Below are 19110 nucleotides of genomic sequence, written 5' to 3' on the forward strand. Positions count from 1 at the left end.
TATGGGAGAGGCGATTCTCGTATAAAAGATAAAAATGAAACAATGTTTTAATTTGAGGGTTGTATCATGATTATTGGCAATATTCATCATCTCCAGTCCTGGCTACCAGAAGAGCTGCGCCAGGCCATTGAGCACGTCAAGGCCCACGTCACCGACGCGACGCCGACCGGCAAGCACGACATCAGCGGCAACAGCCTGTTTTATCTGGTATCGGAGGACATGACCCAGCCGTTCGCTGAGCGTCGCGCTGAATACCATGCACGCTACCTGGATATTCAGATTGTGCTGAAGGGGCAGGAAGGGATGACCTTCAGCACCCTGCCGCACGGCACGCCGGACACCGACTGGCTGGCGGACAAAGACATCGCGTTCCTGCCCGAAGGCGAGCAGGAGAAAACCGTGGTGCTGAGCGAAGGGGATTTCGTGGTGTTTTACCCGGGCGAAGTGCATAAGCCGCTGTGCGCGGTGGGTGCACCTGCTAAGGTCAGGAAAGTGGTTGTTAAGATGCTGGTGGAGTAATTCCTTACCCCTCACCCTAACCCTCTCCCCAAAGGGGAGAGGGGACTTTACCACCCTCGCCCCTTTGGGGAGAGGGCCGGGGTGAGGGGTTAGCGGACATTATGTGATCCAGCTTAAACTTCCCGCACTCCCTCCTCATCTCCCATTTACCTGCGCTTTTTCTCCGTCATAGTATGATCGTTAAATTAATGAACGCTGTTCTATAATGTAGAACAAAATGATTCAGCAAGGAGATCACATGCCGCAGTCCGCGTTGTTCACGGGTATCATTCCCCCTGTCTCCACCATTTTTACCGCCGATGGCCAGCTCGATAAACCGGGCACCGCCGCGCTGATCGACGATCTGATCGCTGCGGGCGTCGACGGCCTGTTCTTCCTGGGCAGCGGCGGCGAGTTCTCCCAGCTCAGCGCCGAAGAGCGTAAATCCATTGCCCGCTTTGCGATCGATCATGTCGATCGTCGTGTGCCGGTCCTGATCGGCACCGGCGGCACCAACGCCCGGGAAACCATTGAGCTGAGCCAGCACGCGCAGCTGGCGGGCGCGGACGGCATCGTGGTGATCAACCCTTACTACTGGAAAGTGTCGGAAGCGAACCTGATCCGCTACTTCGAACAGGTGGCCGACAGCGTCACGCTGCCGGTGATGCTCTATAACTTCCCGGCGCTGACCGGGCAGGATCTGACCCCGGCGCTGGTGAAAACCCTCGCCGACTCGCGCAGTAACATCGTCGGCATCAAAGACACCATCGACTCCGTCGCCCACCTGCGCAGCATGATCCACACCGTTAAAGCGGCCCATCCACACTTCACCGTGCTCTGCGGCTACGACGATCATCTGTTCAATACCCTGCTGCTCGGCGGTGACGGGGCGATCTCGGCCAGCGGTAACTTTGCTCCGCAGGTGTCGGTAAATCTTCTGAAAGCCTGGCGGGATAAAGACGTGGCGAAAGCGGCTGAGCATCATCAGACTCTGCTGCAAATCCCGCAGATGTATCAGCTGGATACGCCGTTTGTGAACGTGATTAAAGAGGCGATCGTGCTCTGCGGTCGTCCAATTTCTACGCACGTCCTGCCACCAGCCTCGCCGCTGGACGAGCCGCGTAAGGCGCAGCTGAAAGCCCTGCTACAACAGCTCAAGCTCTGCTGAGCCGGACGATAACGATGACCAGTGAGAAAATTTTCACCCCACAGGACGACGCGTTTTATGCGGTGATCACCCACGCGGCGGGTCCGCAGGGCGCGCTGCCGCTGACTCCGCAGATGCTGATGGAATCCCCCAGCGGCAACCTGTTCGGCATGACGCAGAACGCCGGGATGGGCTGGGACGCCAACAAGCTGACCGGCAAAGAGGTGCTGATTATCGGTACTCAGGGCGGCATCCGCGCCGGAGACGGACGCCCGGTTGCGCTGGGCTACCACACCGGCCACTGGGAAATCGGCATGCAGATGCAGGCGGCGGCGAAGGAGATCACACGCAACGGCGGGATCCCGTTCGCGGCCTTCGTCAGCGATCCGTGTGACGGGCGCTCGCAGGGCACGCACGGCATGTTCGACTCCCTGCCGTACCGCAACGACGCGGCGATCGTGTTTCGTCGTCTTATCCGCTCTCTTCCGACGCGGCGGGCGGTGATCGGCGTGGCAACCTGCGATAAAGGGCTGCCCGCCACCATGATTGCCCTGGCCGCGATGCACGACCTGCCGACCATTCTGGTGCCAGGCGGAGCGACGCTGCCGCCGACCGTGGGGGAAGATGCGGGCAAGGTGCAGACCATCGGCGCGCGCTTCGCCAACCATGAACTCTCCTTGCAGGAGGCCGCCGAGCTGGGCTGCCGCGCCTGCGCGTCGCCGGGCGGCGGGTGTCAGTTCCTCGGCACGGCGGGCACCTCGCAGGTGGTCGCGGAAGCGCTGGGTCTGGCGTTGCCGCACTCCGCGCTGGCCCCGTCCGGGCAGGCGGTATGGCTGGAGATCGCCCGCCAGTCGGCGCGCGCAGTCAGTGAACTGGATAACCGCGGCATTACCACGCGCGATATCCTCACCGATAAAGCCATCGAAAACGCGATGGTGATCCACGCGGCGTTCGGCGGCTCCACCAATTTACTGCTGCACATTCCGGCCATTGCCCACGCGGCGGGCTGCACGATCCCGGACGTTGAACACTGGACGCGCGTCAACCGCAGGGTGCCGCGCCTGGTGAGCGTGCTGCCCAACGGCCCGGACTATCACCCGACCGTGCGTGCGTTCCTCGCGGGTGGCGTGCCGGAAGTCATGCTCCACCTGCGCGATCTCGGCCTGCTGCACCTGGATGCCATGACCGTCACCGGCCAGACGGTGGGCGAGAACCTCGACTGGTGGCAGAGCTCGGAGCGCCGTAAGCGCTTCCGCCAGTGCCTGCGCGAGCAGGACGGCGTGGAGCCGGATGACGTGATCCTGCCGCCGGAAAAAGCAAAAGCGAAAGGGCTGACCTCGACGGTCTGCTTCCCGACGGGCAACATTGCGCCGGAAGGATCGGTAATCAAGGCCACGGCGATCGACCCGTCGGTCGTCGGTGAAGATGGCGTTTACCGCCACACCGGCCGGGTGCGGGTGTTTGTCTCGGAGGCGCAGGCGATCAGGGCCATCAAGCGGGAAGAGATTGAGCAGGGCGATATCATGGTGGTGATCGGCGGTGGACCGTCCGGCACCGGCATGGAGGAGACCTACCAGCTCACCTCCGCGCTCAAACACATCTCGTGGGGCAAAACGGTGTCGTTAATCACCGATGCGCGCTTCTCGGGCGTGTCGACGGGCGCCTGCTTCGGCCACGTGTCGCCGGAGGCGCTGGCGGGCGGGCCGATAGGCAAGCTGCGCGATAACGACATCATTGAGATAGCGGTGGACCGCCTGACATTAACAGGCAGCGTAAACTTTATCGGTACCGCGGACAACCCGCTGACGCCGGAAGAGGGCGCGCGCGAGCTGGCACGGCGGCAGACGCATCCGGACCTGCACGCTCACGACTTTTTGCCGGACGATACCCGGCTGTGGGCGGCATTACAGTCCGTGAGCGGCGGCACCTGGAAAGGCTGTATTTATGACACCGATAAAATCATTGAGGTAATTAACGCCGGTAAAAAAGCGCTCGGTATTTAATTATTTTGTGAGAGAAAATCGTCTGCGGAAAATAGTCCGCGGGCGGTTTTTACGTGCCTGCAATTTACTAATTTAAACAATAAGTTGCGATATATCGTTGACGTCACAAAAGCGAAATAACGTAATTCAGAAATAAGATATGAGCATTGCTGGTTAATTGAACAGCTCATTACACTCCATTAACACGATGTTGTAATTCAGCACACTACATAAGGGTGTAATTCTGATGACGCAATTAACCATGAAAGACAAAATTGGCTACGGGCTGGGTGACACCGCCTGCGGCTTCGTCTGGCAAGCCACGATGTTCCTGCTGGCCTATTTCTACACCGACGTGTTTGGCCTCTCCGCGGGCATTATGGGGACGCTGTTTTTAGTCTCCCGCGTGCTCGACGCCGTGACCGACCCGCTGATGGGGCTGCTGGTAGACCGCACCCGCACGCGGCATGGCCAGTTTCGCCCGTTCCTGCTGTGGGGCGCCATCCCGTTCGGCATCGTCTGCATGCTGACCTTCTACACGCCGGACTTCTCCGCGCAGGGCAAAATCATCTACGCCTGCGTGACCTATATTCTGCTGACTCTGGTCTACACCTTCGTTAACGTCCCGTACTGCGCCATGCCGGGCGTCATTACCGCCGACCCGAAAGAGCGTCACGCCCTGCAGTCCTGGCGTTTCTTCCTCGCCGCCGCGGGGTCGCTCGCAATCAGCGGCATCGCGCTGCCGCTGGTCAGCATCATTGGCAAAGGCAACGAGCAGGTGGGTTATTTCGGCGCCATGTGCGTGCTGGGGCTGAGCGGCGTGGTGCTGCTCTACGTCTGCTTCTTTACCACCAAAGAGCGCTACACCTTTGAGGTGCAGCCGGGTTCGTCGGTGGCGAAAGACCTTAAGCTGCTGCTGGGCAACAGCCAGTGGCGCATCATGTGTGCCTTCAAGATGATGGCGACCTGCTCCAACGTGGTGCGCGGCGGGGCGACGCTCTACTTCGTGAAATACGTGATGGATCACCCGGAGATGGCGACCCAGTTTTTACTCTACGGCAGCCTCGCCACCATGTTCGGCTCGCTCTGCTCCTCCCGCTTGCTGGGCCGCTTCGACCGCGTTACCGCCTTCAAGTGGATCATCGTCGCTTACTCGCTGATTAGCCTGCTGATTTTCGTCACCCCGGCGGAGCACATCGCGCTGATTTTTGCCCTCAACATTCTGTTCCTGTTCGTCTTTAACACCACCACGCCGCTGCAGTGGCTGATGGCCTCTGACGTGGTGGATTACGAGGAGAGCCGTAGCGGTCGCCGCCTCGACGGGCTGGTTTTCTCCACCTACCTGTTCAGCCTGAAGATTGGCCTGGCAATTGGCGGGGCGGTGGTGGGCTGGATCCTGGCGTACGTCAACTACTCCGCCAGCAGCAGCGTGCAGCCGGTCGAGGTGCTGACCACCATCAAAATTCTGTTCTGCGTGGTGCCGGTGGTGCTCTACGCGGGCATGTTCATCATGCTTTCGTTCTACAAGCTCACCGACGCCCGCGTGGAGGCCATCAGCCAGCAGCTGATCAAGCATCGCGCGTCGCAGGGCGAGGCCGTTCCCGACGCGGCGACAGCCGCATCCCATTAACCGGAGGCAACATGGAAATTACTAACCCGATACTCACCGGCTTCAACCCGGACCCGTCCCTGTGCCGCCAGGGCGAGGACTACTACATCGCCACCTCGACCTTCGAGTGGTTCCCGGGCGTGCGCATCTACCACTCCCGCGATCTGAAAAACTGGTCGCTGGTCAGCACCCCGCTGGACCGCGTGTCGATGCTGGACATGAAGGGCAACCCGGACTCCGGCGGCATCTGGGCACCGTGCCTGAGCTACGCCGACGGGAGGTTCTGGCTGCTCTACACCGACGTGAAGATTGTCGACTCGCCGTGGAAAAACGGCCGCAACTTCCTGGTTACCGCGCCCTCCATCGAGGGACCGTGGAGCGAGCCGATCCCGATGGGCAACGGCGGGTTCGATCCCTCCCTGTTCCACGACGACGATGGCCGCAAATATTACCTCTACCGCCCGTGGGGGCCGCGCCATCACAGTAACCCGCACAACACCATCGTGATGCAGGAGTTTGATTCGCAGACTGGCACGCTCTCGCCCGAGCGCAAAACGCTGTTTACCGGCACGCCGCTCTGCTATACCGAAGGGGCGCATCTTTATCGCCACGCGGGATGGTACTACCTGATGGTTGCCGAGGGCGGCACCAGCTACGAGCACGCCGTCGTGGTGCTGCGCGCAAAAACCATCGACGGGCCGTACGAGCTGCACCCGGACGTGACGATGATGACCAGCTGGCACCTGCCGGAGAACCCGCTGCAAAAGAGCGGCCACGGCTCGCTGCTGCAAACCCACACCGGGGAGTGGTATATGGCCTACCTCACCAGCCGCCCGCTGCGCCTGCCCGGCGTGCCGCTGCTGGCCTCCGGCGGGCGCGGTTACTGCCCGCTGGGGCGCGAGACCGGCATCGCCCGCATTGAATGGCGCGACGGCTGGCCGTACGTGGAAGGCGGCAAGCATGCGCAGCTGACCGTGAAAGGCCCGCAGATGGCGGAGCAGCCTGTAGCCGTTCCGGGCATCTGGCGGGACGATTTCGACGCCAGTTCGCTCGACCCGGAACTGCAGACCCTGCGCATTCCATTCGACAACACCCTCGGCTCGCTTACCGCCCGCCCGGGCTACTTACGGCTCTACGGCAACGACTCGCTCAACTCGACCTTTACCCAGTCGACCGTGGCGCGCCGCTGGCAGCATTTCACCTTCCGGGCCGAGACGCGGATGCAGTTCTCGCCGGTCCACTTCCAGCAGAGCGCGGGGCTGACCTGCTACTACAACAGCAAAAACTGGAGCTACTGCTTTGTGGACTACGAGGAGGGGCAGGGGAGAACCATCAAGGTGATCCAGCTCGACCACAACGTGCCGTCATGGCCGCTGCACGAGCAGCCGATTCCGGTGCCGGAACAGGCCGAGAGCGTCTGGCTAAGGGTGGACGTGGATAAACTGGTCTACCGCTACAGCTACTCGTTCGACGACGAGACGTGGCACACCTTGCCGGTGACGTATGAGGCGTGGAAGCTGTCGGACGACTACATCGGCGGGCGCGGTTTCTTCACTGGTGCGTTTGTGGGACTGCACTGCGAGGACATCAGCGGCGACGGCTGCCACGCGGACTTCGACTACTTCACCTACGAGCCGGCATAGCCCAGTGCGCGTGAGAGCGCGAGCCCGGCCTGCTGAAGCTGCTCGCGGAAATTAGCCAGCTCGGCGTCGTCCACGCGCGAGGTCAAGGTCGACAGGCTCAGGGCGGCAATCACGCGGGATTCGTGGTTCCACACCGGCACCGCCACGCAGCGCACGCCCTGCTCGTTCTCTTCGCTGTCCAGGGCATAGCCTTGTTCGCGGGTCTGCGTCAGGGCAGTCATTAACGCTTCCCGGGAGGCGAGGGTGGAAGGGGTATAGGTGGTGTACTGATAGCCCTCCAGCAGGGTGTTCAGCTCGGCCTCGCCCAGCCAGGCAATCAACACCTTGCCGATGGCGGTGGCGTGAACCGGCAGGCGGCGGCCAATGCGCGAATAGGCGATGGCGGCCAGCTTGCCTTCAATCTTCTCGATATAGACCCCTTCACGACCGTCCAGGATCCCCAGATGGGTGGTCTGCCCGGTCCGCTGGGACAGCTCCGTCAGCCAACCTTTCGCCTTCTGGCGAATATCGATGGAGCCCACGACGAAATGACCGCGCTCAACCAGCTTCATGCCGAGGCGATATTTGCCGTTCTCCGGGTTCTGATCAATATAGCCGTGAAGCTGGAGGGTTTTCAGCAGCGAGTGGAGGGTACTCTTGCTCAGCCCCATCAGTTTGCTGATGTCGGTGATCTTAAGCTCGGTGGCCTGCTCGTTGAACAGGTCGAGGATCTGCAACGCACGTTCAACAGACTGAATAATCGGCATAATGCTGGCATGTCCACGCTGGAATGAAGGCGAAAACGTACCTTTTTCGGGGTGAAAAATCAATGAAATGGCGCCGGTGTTCTCCCTCTCCCCGTGGGAGAGGGCCGGGGTGAGGGCACCAGACCGCAGAGGAGTCAATCACTCCCCAAGCGTCGCCACCATCACCGCCTTAATCGTATGCATCCGGTTTTCCGCCTGGTCGAAGACGATACTCGCCGCCGACTCAAACACCTCGTCCGTCACTTCCATCCCGCCGTGCAGGTCGAACTCCTTCGCCATCTGCTTGCCGAGTGTAGTCTGGTCGTCATGGAACGCCGGCAGACAGTGCAGGAACTTCACGTTCGGGTTGCCGGTGAGCGCCATCATCTGCGCGTTCACCTGATACCCGCGCAGCAGCGCTATCCGCTCCGCCCACTTCTCTTTGGCTTCGCCCATCGACACCCAGACGTCGGTATAGATAAAGTCCGCGCCCTTCACGCCCGCCGCCACGTCTTCCGTCAGGGTGATTTTCCCGCCGTGCTTTTCCGCTAGCGCACTGCACTCCGCCACCAGGCTCTCTTCCGGCCAGCAGGCTTTCGGGGCCACCAGGCGTAGATCCAGCCCGGTCAGCGCCGCCGCTTCCAGCATCGAGTTGCCCATGTTGTTGCGCGCGTCGCCCGCGTAGACCAGCGTCATCTCGTTAAACGCCTTGCCCGGCAGGTGCTCCTGCATGGTCAGCAGGTCCGCCAGCAGCTGCGTCGGGTGGAACTCGTTGGTCAGCCCGTTCCACACCGGCACGCCCGCGTACTGCGCCAGCGTCTCGACCACTTCCTGGCCGTGACCGCGATACTGAATGCCGTCGTACATCCGCCCCAGCACGCGCGCGGTGTCCTTAATTGACTCTTTATGCCCAATCTGGCTGCCGCTCGGCCCTAAATAGGTAACGCGCGCGCCCTGGTCAAATGCGGCAACTTCGAAAGAGCATCGTGTACGGGTTGAGTCTTTTTCGAAGATGAGCGCGATGTTTTTTCCAGTAAGCTTTTGTACTTCCTTGCCATTTTTTTTATCGGCTTTGAGCTGTGCGGCAAGAGTCAGCAGAGAAGTGAACTGTGCAGGGGTAAAGTCGAGCAATTTCAGAAAGTGTTTCTTGTACAGATCAGACATTTTATCCTCGCATGGCGAACGCCACTTATTGAATTAAAATTCACTTTATATGTGTAATTATTCATTTGCAACCCCGTTTCACAAATCTTTCCAACAAAGGTGGAGGCAAACCCGTCCGTGTGTGAAAATAGAAGTATCTGCCGCACTTTAAAGAGGATTGACCCATGGCAAACCCGGAATTACTGGAAGAGCAACGCGAAGAGACGCGTCTGATTATTGAAGAACTGCTGGAAGACGGTAGCGATCCGGACGCGCTGTACACCATCGAACACCATTTCTCTGCGGATGACTTCGAGGCGCTGGAAAAAATGGCCGTGGAAGCCTTCAAGCTGGGTTACGAAGTGACCGAGCCGGAAGAGCTGGAAGTGGAAGAGGGCGACACCGTCATCTGCTGCGATATCCTGAGCGAAGGCGCGCTGAAGGCGGAGCTGATCGACGCGCAGGTCGAACAGCTGATGAACCTGGCCGAGAAGTTTGAAGTGGAATACGACGGCTGGGGAACCTACTTCGAAGATCCGAACGGTGAAGACGGCGAAGAAGGCGACGACGAAGATTACGTCGACGAAGACGACGACGGCGTGCGTCACTAAGCGTTTCAGGCGGTGGCACGCGCCACCGCTTTTTCAAGGCAGAACCATGGATTACCCGCAGATACTCGCCCCCGTACTCAACTTCCTCCAGTGCCCGACCCCGCAAGCATGGATTGATAAAGCCCGCGACCCGGCGAACCTGCCGTTGCTGCTCACCGACCATATGGTGTGCGAGCTCAAGGCCGCCCAGACCGCGCTGTTACTCGTGCGTAAATACGTCGCCGACGAAATCGGTGCCGATGCGCTGCTCGACTGGCTCAAACCCTACGAACTGTTCACCTTCCGCGACGGCCCGGAGCCGGACTTCATCGCCCTGCACAGGCAGATTGGCAAAAGCGTGATGCCCAAAACCGACGACCCGTGGGGACAGGCGCTCATCGACAGCATGGTGCTGCTGATTAAAGAGGAACTGCACCACTTCTGGCAGGTGCGCGAGGCGATGCTGGCCCGCGACATTCCGTACGTCAAAATCACCGCCAGCCGCTATGCCAAAGGGATGCTGAAGGAAGTGCGCACCCACGAACCGCTGACGCTGATCGACAAGCTCATCTGCGGCGCCTACATCGAAGCCCGCTCCTGCGAACGCTTCGCCGCGCTGGCCCCGTTCCTCGACGACGACCTGCAGAAGTTCTATCTCTCGCTGCTGCGCTCGGAAGCGCGCCATTATCAGGACTACCTGACGCTGGCTCAGCAGGTGAGCGACGACGATATCTCACCGCGCATACAGCTTTTTGGCGAAATTGAAGCCACACTTATCTCGACACCGGACAACGAGTTTCGCTTCCACAGCGGCGTGCCGGTGTAAACCGGCATAACTCAAGGATAAGGATGCTAGATGAATAAAAAGTGGACCCGTATTGTGATTATCGTCATTGCGGCTGCCGCCGTGGCGTTCTGGGTGTTTTTCGACAGGCAGCGCGCCCCGGAACGGCAGATGGATAACGCCCTCAACGCGATGCCCGCCTGGCAGGTGATTAAGGAGCAGGAGCCCGCGCTGCATCAGCGCATCCTCGACCAGATGGCTGCCCTGCAAAAAGCGGGCGAGCCGGAGCAGCAGATTATCGACACCATCCAGCCGCAGATCCTGCATCTGCAGATGACGCGCCTGCAAAACGCCCCGGACGCCAACGTGGTGAACTACATGACCATCAACATGGAGCAGACCGCCGCCATCCAGAAGGTGAGCGACGACGCCTGCTTCCGCTTCCTCTACCCGATGGTGAAGGGCGGCATCAACCCGATGCGCATGCTGGATAAAGATTTGATGGCGCGGCGCATGCAGGCCGATGCCGACATGATGCGTGCGGCCTACGGTAAAAATCGCCACACCGTGACGCAGGCCGAGCGTGAGGCGGCCGTCGAGGATGTGCGACCGATTATGAAGCAACTTGCCGATCAGTACGGCGAGGACATCCAGCTGTTGCAGATGCCGGAGAAGGCGGCGGGCAAAGAGAAGCTCTCCTGCGATATGGTGCAGGAGATGTGGGCCAAGGTGCTGGCGCTGCCGGAGCAGAAGGCGGCAGGGGTGATTCGGCTGGCGGTGTCTGAGCTGGAGTGACGAAGGGCGCTGGTTTTTTGGGCACTTAGCGCGGGTTTCGCGCGTCGTCGCTTGCATGGCGGCGCGCGACAGGTATAATCCACAACGTTTCCGCATCCCCTTCAGTGCCGAAGTGGCGAAATCGGTAGACGCAGTTGATTCAAAATCAACCGTAGAAATACGTGCCGGTTCGAGTCCGGCCTTCGGCACCAAAAGATGCAAATCAAAGTCGCTTAAGGGCGGCTTTTTTTGTGTCTGAAATCCAGTATTTACCCATCATTCCCGCTATATTAACTCTCTCAAGGTCAATCTGTTTCAACGTACATCTACCAACAGATGTTGGTACAGATGATGGTATTTCCGGTTCGATAACGCTTGTACCAACAGGGAGGGCATAAGCATGGCGTTAACAGATATCAAGGTCAGAACTGCCAAGCCAACGGATAAGCAATACAAACTGACCGATGGCAATGGTATGCATCTTCTCGTCCACCCAAATGGTTCAAGATACTGGCGTCTGCAGTACCGCTATGGCGGAAAGCAAAAGATGCTGGCTTTAGGTGTTTACCCTGACGTATCTCTTGCAGATGCCAGAGCTCGTCGCGATGACGCTCGTAAGCTTTTAGCAAACGGCATCGATCCGGGAGATAAAAAGAAAAATGATAAGATTGAGCAGGAGGAAGCACGTACTTTTGAGCAGCTTGCTATTGAGTTGCATGCCACAAATAAAAAGTGGTCGGAAGAACATAGTCGACGAGTGCTTAAAAGCCTGGAGGACAATCTCTTCCCTGCCATAGGTAAGCGGAATATCGCTGATCTTAAAACTAGAGACCTGCTGGCCCCAATCAAAGCGGTAGAACTGTCAGGACGGCTTGAGGTTGCTTCACGATTACAACAGCGAACCACGGCAATTATGCGCTATGCCGTACAGAGTGGTTTACTGGACTATAACCCCGCGCAGGAGATGGTTGGCGCTGTTGCTTCAAGTAACAGGCAGCATCGACCTGCTCTTCAGTTGAAGCTAATCCCAGAACTATTACGGCGCATAGATAGTTATACCGGTAGACCTCTTACTAGACTTGCCGTCGAACTCACGCTCCTGGTATTCATTCGTTCAAGTGAACTACGCTTTGCTCGTTGGTCTGAGATCGATTTCGAAACATCAATGTGGACAATACCTGCAGAGCGCGAAGCTATTGAAGGAGTAAAGCATTCACAGCGTGGTTCAAAAATGCGTACGCCTCATCTGGTGCCGCTTTCTCATCAAGCTTTAGCAATTCTTAAAGATGTTTACAAACTTAGTGGTGATCGCGATTTTGTTTTCATCGGCGATCATGATCATCGCAAACCGATGAGTGAAAACACGGTGAACAAGGCGCTGCACGTTATGGGTTATGACACGAAGGTAGAGGTTTGTGGGCACGGTTTCAGGACAATGGCCTGTAGTTCATTGATCGAGTCTGGATTGTGGTCGAGGGATGCAGTGGAAAGGCAGATGAGCCATATGGAACGTAGCTCAGTACGCGCAGCTTACATTCATAAGGCCGAACATCTTGATGAACGGCGACTGATGCTGCAGTGGTGGGCTGATTTTTTGGATGCGAATAGGGAAAGCGAAGTTAGCCCTTATGACTTTGGCAAGTAGTCTAATTCCTGATGCTTGCTATGTTCGAATTTGAAAAGCCGGCTTGAACTATAACCCATACTTTTTTATAACTGTATTATTCTGGCGACTCAGAGGTGCACTATGAAAACTTTCGATACTCAACTTGCGATGAGCATTGTATCGCACTCAACGGGAGGTTTTAGTTATGACACACTCGCTAGGGCATTGATTTCTAAAGATAAAAACGAAAACTCTGACGTCCTTCTTGAGTCATGTCGAAATTTTTGTCTCTCTCTTGAGGAAAAAGGTATTCTGAGGCGATGCCAAAGATGTTCTCATTCTCAAGATGAGTATTTCGAGTATATTCCTCACTAACATCAGTCCCTGAAAATTTTTTCAGGGACTGATTACTCCGTTCTTGTCATCCCCTTTTTTCTCCTGTAGCTTGTGTAACACGATTCTGGGGGGCGATTGTGAGCAACATCAACTTAATAACCACATGTACAAACGGCAAACACTACGGTAGTAGGGATATATTGAGTCTGAGTCAATTTTCATCAGGCCGAACCCCTTCAAATGTGCTCGTGAATTCTTGGTGCAATGCTCTGAATGAAGCTATTTCTACATCTGCAACTGTATGTGCAGAGGATCTTTATAAAGGTGGGCACTGGGCGACGGCTAAAGCCATCTTAGATGATTATCCTATTGATTTATGGATTCTTTCTGCTGGTTTAGGACTCCTTCACCACAAAGACAATGTTGTACCTTATAAAGCGACCTTTGCTGTTGGATATGACGAATCAATACCATTGTATTCTCAAGAATATGTAGGGAAAAGTTTTCATAGAACATGGTGGAAAGAAATAACCAATAGATCTACTTTTAAATCTAAGCATCCTACATCTATTGTAGAATTAATGAAAAAAAGAAAAAGAGACTATTATATTATCTGTGGCTCTCCAGATTATATTAATGCAATTGAACTAGATATCATTAATGGTCTTGAGTATCTAGTTGATGCAAAAAAACAACTGCTTATCATAACTTCCAAAAAAATCAATGGTAGGTTAACTACATACCTTTTCAAAACCAACCAAAATATGGCTCAGTGGCTGAGATGCAATATGCTCATGCTTAATATCAGTGTGGCAAAATACATTGTGAAGGAATTTACGTCAAAACAACTCAATGATTTAAATGAGTTATCTCAAAAGTTAAAAGAAGAACTCAAGGAGTTACCTGAGCGTGAAGTGAAAAAAGGAATTCGTCGTAGTCCGGAGGAAGTTAAGTCTTTCATTTTAAAGATTATGGAACAAAATCCTGGTATCAGTGCAACACACGCGTTGCGTGAATTTCGTGACTCGGGGAATTCATTTGAGGAAAAACGTTTTCGGGCTGAGTTTATGGCCCTGAGAGAGGCTAAACCTTAATGCTACTTGCCTGGGTTTCATGGTAGAATCCCCCGTTTTTTGAGGCTTTGCAGTGGCGTCACAGGAGAATAAGTTGTCGAAGCTAAAGTATTTTTTCCCTGATAGTCAGGATTTTATCGATCCCAGTTTCGACTTCTTTCGCGAAACGCGTAACGAACATCGCGTGCGTCAACGTGACGATCAGTATCCGCATGAGGTTTTTCCTCATCCTTACGATGGTATGCTGGTTTCTAAAGCTGTAGTTGATGGTCTTGGCGGCGGCGAGAGCAAATATACTCGTGCCCAGCGTTTGCGTTACTTCCGTAATGGAATGAAGCACTTTTTCCGTCTGCCGGAAAATATGGAAACTATGGGTGATTGCGGAGCCTTCACCTATGTTAATCAGGACGTCCCGCCATACCGTGTGGAAGAGGTGATTGAGTTTTACGAAACTTCCCGCTTTAACCATGGCGTTTCTCTCGATCATATCGTTTTTGGCTATGAAAAACCTGGTGAGGTATTTAGTGGCGAAGTATTGACTGAGTGTCGCCGACGCCAGGATATCACGCTGACCTTGGCTCAAGAGTTTTTAAATAAGTCTCAAAAGTCCTGTTTCACCCCCTTTGGCGTTGCACATGGATGGAGCAAAACCTCCTATCGTCAGTCTGTAGAGGCCCTGCTGGCCATGGGATACAAAAATATCACTATGGGGGGGATGGTGCCGTTGAAAACGGCGCAGATCCTAGAGACTCTCGAAGAGATTAAGCCGTTGCTGAAAAGTGATACGCGTATTCACTTGCTTGGTATTGCCCGTCCAGAGAGTTTCTCTGACTTTATCAAGTTTGGTGTGACCAGTATTGACTCGACTACACCGCTTCAGCAGGCCTTCAAAGATCGAAAAAACAACTATCATACGCTTGATGGCCCGGCCTATACCGCTGTGCGTGTCCCTCAGTTTGATGCGAATCCAAGTTTGAGCCGCAAAATTAAATCTGGCGTGATTGATCAGGATATTGCACGGCATCTGGAAAAGGATGCCATGAATGCCCTGTTCGAATACGATAAAGGGGCTTTGTCCCTTGAGAAGGCTCTTGATGCAGTCCTGGCTTATGAACGTCTGCATTCGGGTGAAAAAGAGGCCGACAAAATTCGTGCGGATTATGAACGTACGCTAGGAGAACGACCCTGGAAACAATGCCAGTGCAATATTTGCCAGGCCATCGGTATCAATGTCATCATTTTCCGCGGAGCAGAACGTAACCGTCGCCGCGGTTTCCATAATATTCAGGTGTTGTACAACCGTTTACAGCACACATTGTCATTACGCTCAGAGGAACTGTCATGAGTGAATATCGTGTTCCTGCCCTGCGAATCCGACAGGGTGAGGAGAGGCAACTCTATAGCCTTGCGATAGAAGGTAAACAGATCAGCAAAATAGCAGCGATTTCGCGTATTCGTCGCGGCGAAGAGAGTTTGGTTGGTTATCAGCGTCCAGAAGTACGTAACCATATTCGCGAAATTCAGCGCTACATTGAGAGCGCAAATCCGATGATACCAAACCCGGTGATTATCGCTTTTGATAAGCGTGTGCGTTTTGAACCGCTTACAGATAATGACGACATGGGACATCTGGTAATACCTTTCTCCGAAGATAAGGATTTTGAGAAGCCAGGGTTTATTGTGGATGGTCAACAACGTACTGCTGCTTTGCGGGATGCGGAAATCGACTCGTTTATGATGCCGGTCTCTGCATTTATCGCTAATGATGCAGAAGAACAACGCGAGCAGTTTATGCTGGTTAACTCCACAAAACCGCTGCCCAAAACGTTGTTATACGAACTGGCGCCGCATACCCACGGTCGTTTGCCATCCGATCTGCAAATGCGTAAGTTTCCTTCGCTGCTGACTCAACGACTGAACTTCGGGGAAGGTCCACTTGTGGGGCGCATCAAAACGGCAACCAATCCTGATGGGGTTATTGCTGACAACTCGATGATCAAAATGATCGATGCTAGTCTTCGTGAGGGAGCATTGTATCGCTTCCGTGACCCTGCGACAGGGTTGGGGGATGAAGGGAAGATGGTGAAACTGCTGAATAACTTCTGGTCGGCGGTGGAAACCGTGTTTACCGATGACTGGGACAAAAAGCCGCGCTATTCCCGCCTATTACACGGCGTCGGTATTCTTGCACTGGGTAGCCTGATGGATGAAATTGATCAGGTGCATCAGGACTATAAAGGTGAACCTGGCTGGACTGAGATCCCTTCCTATACTCGTTTTGTCGAAGAGTTAAATCGCATCAAGTCGCTTTGTGCATGGAGTAGTGGCGCGTGGAACTTCGGTACGGATATTGATGGTCAGCCTATCGTCCGTAAATGGAATGAACTGCAGAACCTGTCGAAAGATATCTCATTAGTGACGGATTATCTGGTCACAAGTTATATCAAAGCAGCGAACGCCAATATATAAAAAAGGGGCATTTGCCCCTTTTTTTATGCCACTACTGCAGAGACCTGCTGAACGTGCGCAATAAACGCGTTCAGCATTGACCCGGCACCTTTACCTGTAGGGTAGATTAAATCTCTGCGCTGTGCTGAGACCGCGTAAAAGGCCTGATGAGTGGCGCTGCCTGCAGAAAAGATGAAGTAATCAGCCTGTTTTGCTTGATTTATCAACTTGTCGGTTGCAGTGTGCGCATGGCTGATCTCCACTCTGATCCCGGGGAACAGCGTTTCCAGCATCCGTTTCGCGCGTCTTACCGCGCCTTCTGTCAGGCTATAAATCGCCACTCTGGCTCCGGATAAGTCCGGCAATTCATCTTCTGCATCTGCCGTACAGCTATCCTGCTCAGCCGGAAATACGCGCTCTGCACCTTCCCCTAGCACGTCAGTCGCCAAGTTGCGCATCACTGTACGAGTAGTCGGATCTAATCGCGCCCATATTCCGCTCACAAAAGACTGAACGCTGAGCCACAGCGAGGTGAGCGTCGCCCGATCCTGCACCGGAGCATCAAGGAAGAGTTCGATCAACTCGCCCAGCGCTGGCAGGTTGCGGAATGAACTGGCGCGTTCGACGATCAGTTCCAGCATGGCACCGGACTGTTGATACGCTTCCTGGCTAACAGAGCCTTGTAGGAAGCGGTCCGTCACCATTGTGGCCAGCTTGATATCCGCCTGACTGACGCTTTGTTCCATCGCAAGAACATCCAGCCACTTTAGCCACGTCGTACTACTCAGACTGAACTGATGACGTTCAAGCCATTCAATAAAGGCAGGCATCACGTTACGCAGGATCGGGAACGCGTCTGGTGGAACCTGACTTGATAGTAACTGGAGCATCGTCGCTTCATGGAACGAGTCGGCGGGCCAGTTTTCACTTTCCAGCGCGACCAGTTGCACCAGGCTGTTGCTGTCGACTTCTGACTGACATAGTCGGGAGAAACAGATATCCCAGCCCACGATTTGCGGATTGGTCAGATGGCGGATCTCCTCGATGAGTGTTTTCAGCAGTGGTACCGCCATCGCCTGCTCTATCAACTGCTGATCAAGCGTGTGGAGCGTTTGTGCGTAGCCGGTAATCTCCTCTTGCGTTGCGGTCAGGGAGGTTTGCAGATATGCGGCAAGCTGTTGCAGCGTATCCGGGAGCGACGCCGTCGCTGTCGCTGCTGACGGACTCACAACGTAGAACGGCCGACTGGCCCAGGTGTGCAATCCACTCAACCAGTCGGTTTTTAGGCGTTCTGGTAACGCGTTGAGCAGGTCGACTTCGCCAATAAGCATCACGCCGGTGGCCCAGGTTTTCCACGCCGCAAAGTCAGCCTCATCCTGGGATAAAAAAGGCATCTGCGTAAACAGAGGGTGCAGCGCCAGACATTGCGGGCGAAGATCCGCCGGGGAGGCCTGCGGATACCCGTGGATGTCGGGTGTAAAAAAGCGCTGCTGGTATGCTTTCAGCAGCATCCGCATCAGAGTTGTGGGAATGCGTCCCCGAACCAAATCAGCAAGCGAATCGTGATTCAGCAGCGTGTCCCACTTCTCTAACTTACCCGCCTGCTGGAGTTCAAGCAGCATAAGGTTGCGTCGCGAAAGCGCGCCGTTGTTCTTCAGTTCCTGTAGTAAAGCGTCGCTTGTGGCTTCGTCTTTTTGGCTATTCGCCAGAATGAAATCACTCAAGATCCGCCCAAAGGGACGTTTGACCGTGCGTACGATTGATGGCCTATCACGAAACAGGGCGATAACGTCTTTGAGCGCGGCGAAGACCCGCTCTTTTGCTGGTTTATCTTTCTGCTTTGTGGGCAGTAATTCGATCCGGATAAATCCGGCCGGACAGTGCGTCAGCAGAGCCGTTTCAGACAGCGATGTCGCTCCCTGCGCGGGGACGAAAGTCACCCTTCTATCGGCAATAACATCGGCAGACCCCAGCCTGGCATTCAACACATTGCTGAGCTCCAGCGTGGTGCGATCCGTTTCTGCCGCGGCAAAAAATACCCAGCGATGAGCATCGCACCAGGGCAGAATGATCGGCCACTGAGCGTCAGTCGCGCTCTCGTAGAGCGGCAGTAAGACGGTTTTTAAGTCCGCAGGGTAGGCGTTTTCAACGTTTTCTAGCAACCTGTCCAGCTTCAGTAAATTTCCGTTGCCAAAGAAGTCACGCACCCATTGAGGAGTATCAGTCATGGGTGTCTCCAAAGGTGTACTGGCCGCTAAATTCAATCAACGCATCTGAAATCACCGTATTATTAGTTGAAAACAGCAGATGCTCATCGTTCAGGTTTGCGCCGCTCCAGGTGTAATTCATGGATCCTTTCAGAAAGAAATGTTTGGTCAGCAACCCCTTGGCGTGCAGGTTCTCGTGATATAGGTATTGCATGTCGTGATCGGGCGATAAGCGCGTCAACAGTCGCTCGATAAAGACCACGCTGCGCGTGTCTTCACGTGTCACGATGCGTAGCGGACAGCCATTGTTGACGGCGGTGGCGAGCAATTCCTGGAAGCTGACCATCCGGGCCCCCCATGAAGGATCAAGAAAATTCCACTGACCGCCCCGGTTATCAATCACGTCAAAGTCGCTCATCCACGGTGAGATCAGCCAGATCGGTTCTGGGTAGAGGATCAAGCCACTAAACTGCGCGCTTAGAATTTCCCGCAAATGTCGCTGGCCCAGTGGGCCATGTAGGAAAATTTGTCGTTGTTCTTCCATT

17 protein-coding genes and 1 tRNA gene are annotated in these 19110 nt (G+C 55.2%); 13 read left to right on the forward strand and 5 right to left on the reverse strand.

Features of this window, described 5'->3' with window-relative positions:
* Nucleotides 1-66: 66 nt before the first annotated feature.
* From ACQG2Q_RS02555 to ACQG2Q_RS02575, 5 genes are all read left to right on the forward strand, one after another.
* On the forward strand, nt 67-519 hold the full coding sequence (locus tag ACQG2Q_RS02555; protein ID WP_022646886.1) for a YhcH/YjgK/YiaL family protein: 453 nt from the start codon (nt 67-69) through the stop codon (nt 517-519).
* A 238-nt stretch (nt 520-757) separates the two neighbouring features.
* On the forward strand, nt 758-1666 hold the full coding sequence (gene yagE, locus ACQG2Q_RS02560) for a 2-keto-3-deoxygluconate aldolase (RefSeq protein WP_096216796.1): 909 nt from the start codon (nt 758-760) through the stop codon (nt 1664-1666).
* A gap of 14 nt (nt 1667-1680) precedes the next feature.
* Nucleotides 1681-3648 carry a xylonate dehydratase YagF gene (yagF, locus tag ACQG2Q_RS02565; RefSeq protein ID WP_426759058.1) on the forward strand — a complete coding sequence of 656 codons (1968 nt, stop codon included), beginning with the start codon at nt 1681-1683 and terminating at the stop codon, nt 3646-3648.
* Between the two features lie 226 nt (nt 3649-3874).
* On the forward strand, nt 3875-5257 hold the full coding sequence (locus tag ACQG2Q_RS02570) for an MFS transporter (RefSeq protein WP_023299198.1): 1383 nt from the start codon (nt 3875-3877) through the stop codon (nt 5255-5257).
* Nucleotides 5258-5268: 11 nt separating this feature from the next.
* A complete protein-coding gene (locus tag ACQG2Q_RS02575; protein ID WP_063849845.1) occupies nt 5269-6879 on the forward strand; it encodes a glycoside hydrolase family 43 protein in 1611 nt (536 codons plus the stop codon).
* On the opposite strand, the gene xynR is transcribed toward ACQG2Q_RS02575, so the two are convergent.
* From xynR to argL, 3 genes are all read right to left on the reverse strand, one after another.
* Nucleotides 6864-7625: a DNA-binding transcriptional repressor XynR gene (gene xynR, locus ACQG2Q_RS02580; RefSeq protein ID WP_063849872.1), complete on the reverse strand. Its 762-nt coding sequence runs from the start codon at nt 7623-7625 to the stop codon at nt 6864-6866. The two genes, ACQG2Q_RS02575 and xynR, sit on opposite strands and share 16 nt — an antisense overlap.
* 138 nt (nt 7626-7763) lie before the next feature.
* On the reverse strand, nt 7764-8768 hold the full coding sequence (gene argF / locus ACQG2Q_RS02585; protein ID WP_023299201.1) for an ornithine carbamoyltransferase: 1005 nt from the start codon (nt 8766-8768) through the stop codon (nt 7764-7766).
* Nucleotides 8738-8833 carry a putative translational regulatory protein ArgL gene (argL, locus tag ACQG2Q_RS02590; RefSeq protein ID WP_213083700.1) on the reverse strand — a complete coding sequence of 32 codons (96 nt, stop codon included), beginning with the start codon at nt 8831-8833 and terminating at the stop codon, nt 8738-8740. Before argL ends, argF begins: the two co-directional genes overlap by 31 nt.
* 99 nt (nt 8834-8932) lie before the next feature.
* Between argL and rraB the strand changes: the two genes are divergently transcribed.
* The 8 genes from rraB (at nt 8933) to dbpB (ending at nt 16379) form a co-directional block, all read left to right on the forward strand.
* Nucleotides 8933-9358 (forward strand): ribonuclease E inhibitor RraB, encoded by a 426-nt coding sequence (gene rraB / locus ACQG2Q_RS02595; RefSeq protein WP_017694625.1) that lies wholly within the window; start codon nt 8933-8935, stop codon nt 9356-9358.
* 46 nt (nt 9359-9404) lie between these two features.
* Entirely contained in the window at nt 9405-10163 is a 759-nt protein-coding gene (miaE, locus tag ACQG2Q_RS02600) for a tRNA isopentenyl-2-thiomethyl-A-37 hydroxylase MiaE (protein WP_063849846.1), read from the forward strand.
* Between the two features lie 30 nt (nt 10164-10193).
* Nucleotides 10194-10916: a hypothetical protein gene (locus tag ACQG2Q_RS02605; protein WP_063849847.1), complete on the forward strand. Its 723-nt coding sequence runs from the start codon at nt 10194-10196 to the stop codon at nt 10914-10916.
* Between the two features lie 106 nt (nt 10917-11022).
* Nucleotides 11023-11107 (forward strand) — tRNA-Leu (locus ACQG2Q_RS02610).
* A gap of 188 nt (nt 11108-11295) precedes the next feature.
* On the forward strand, nt 11296-12540 hold the full coding sequence (locus ACQG2Q_RS02615; RefSeq protein ID WP_063849848.1) for a tyrosine-type recombinase/integrase: 1245 nt from the start codon (nt 11296-11298) through the stop codon (nt 12538-12540).
* Nucleotides 12541-13079: 539 nt separating this feature from the next.
* On the forward strand, nt 13080-13931 hold the full coding sequence (locus tag ACQG2Q_RS02620; RefSeq protein WP_169809093.1) for a hypothetical protein: 852 nt from the start codon (nt 13080-13082) through the stop codon (nt 13929-13931).
* A gap of 73 nt (nt 13932-14004) precedes the next feature.
* The gene (dpdA, locus tag ACQG2Q_RS02625; RefSeq protein ID WP_096216836.1) at nt 14005-15255 is read left to right on the forward strand and encodes a tRNA-guanine transglycosylase DpdA; all 1251 of its coding nucleotides are present in this window, start codon (nt 14005-14007) and stop codon (nt 15253-15255) included.
* Nucleotides 15252-16379 carry a DGQHR domain-containing protein DpdB gene (gene dbpB / locus ACQG2Q_RS02630; RefSeq protein WP_063849850.1) on the forward strand — a complete coding sequence of 376 codons (1128 nt, stop codon included), beginning with the start codon at nt 15252-15254 and terminating at the stop codon, nt 16377-16379. Before dpdA ends, dbpB begins: the two co-directional genes overlap by 4 nt.
* Nucleotides 16380-16402: 23 nt before the next feature.
* On the opposite strand, the gene dpdD is transcribed toward dbpB, so the two are convergent.
* Nucleotides 16403-18586 carry a protein DpdD gene (gene dpdD / locus ACQG2Q_RS02635; RefSeq protein ID WP_047053961.1) on the reverse strand — a complete coding sequence of 728 codons (2184 nt, stop codon included), beginning with the start codon at nt 18584-18586 and terminating at the stop codon, nt 16403-16405.
* Nucleotides 18579-19109, reverse strand: a complete 531-nt coding sequence (dpdK, locus tag ACQG2Q_RS02640) for a phospholipase D-like domain-containing protein DpdK (protein WP_063849851.1) — start codon at nt 19107-19109, stop codon at nt 18579-18581. Before dpdK ends, dpdD begins: the two co-directional genes overlap by 8 nt.
* Nucleotide 19110: the final 1 nt, after the last annotated feature.

Source organism: Enterobacter cloacae complex sp. 370H10, assembly GCF_050031535.1.
In the GTDB taxonomy this organism is placed as follows: domain Bacteria; phylum Pseudomonadota; class Gammaproteobacteria; order Enterobacterales; family Enterobacteriaceae; genus Enterobacter; species Enterobacter intestinihominis.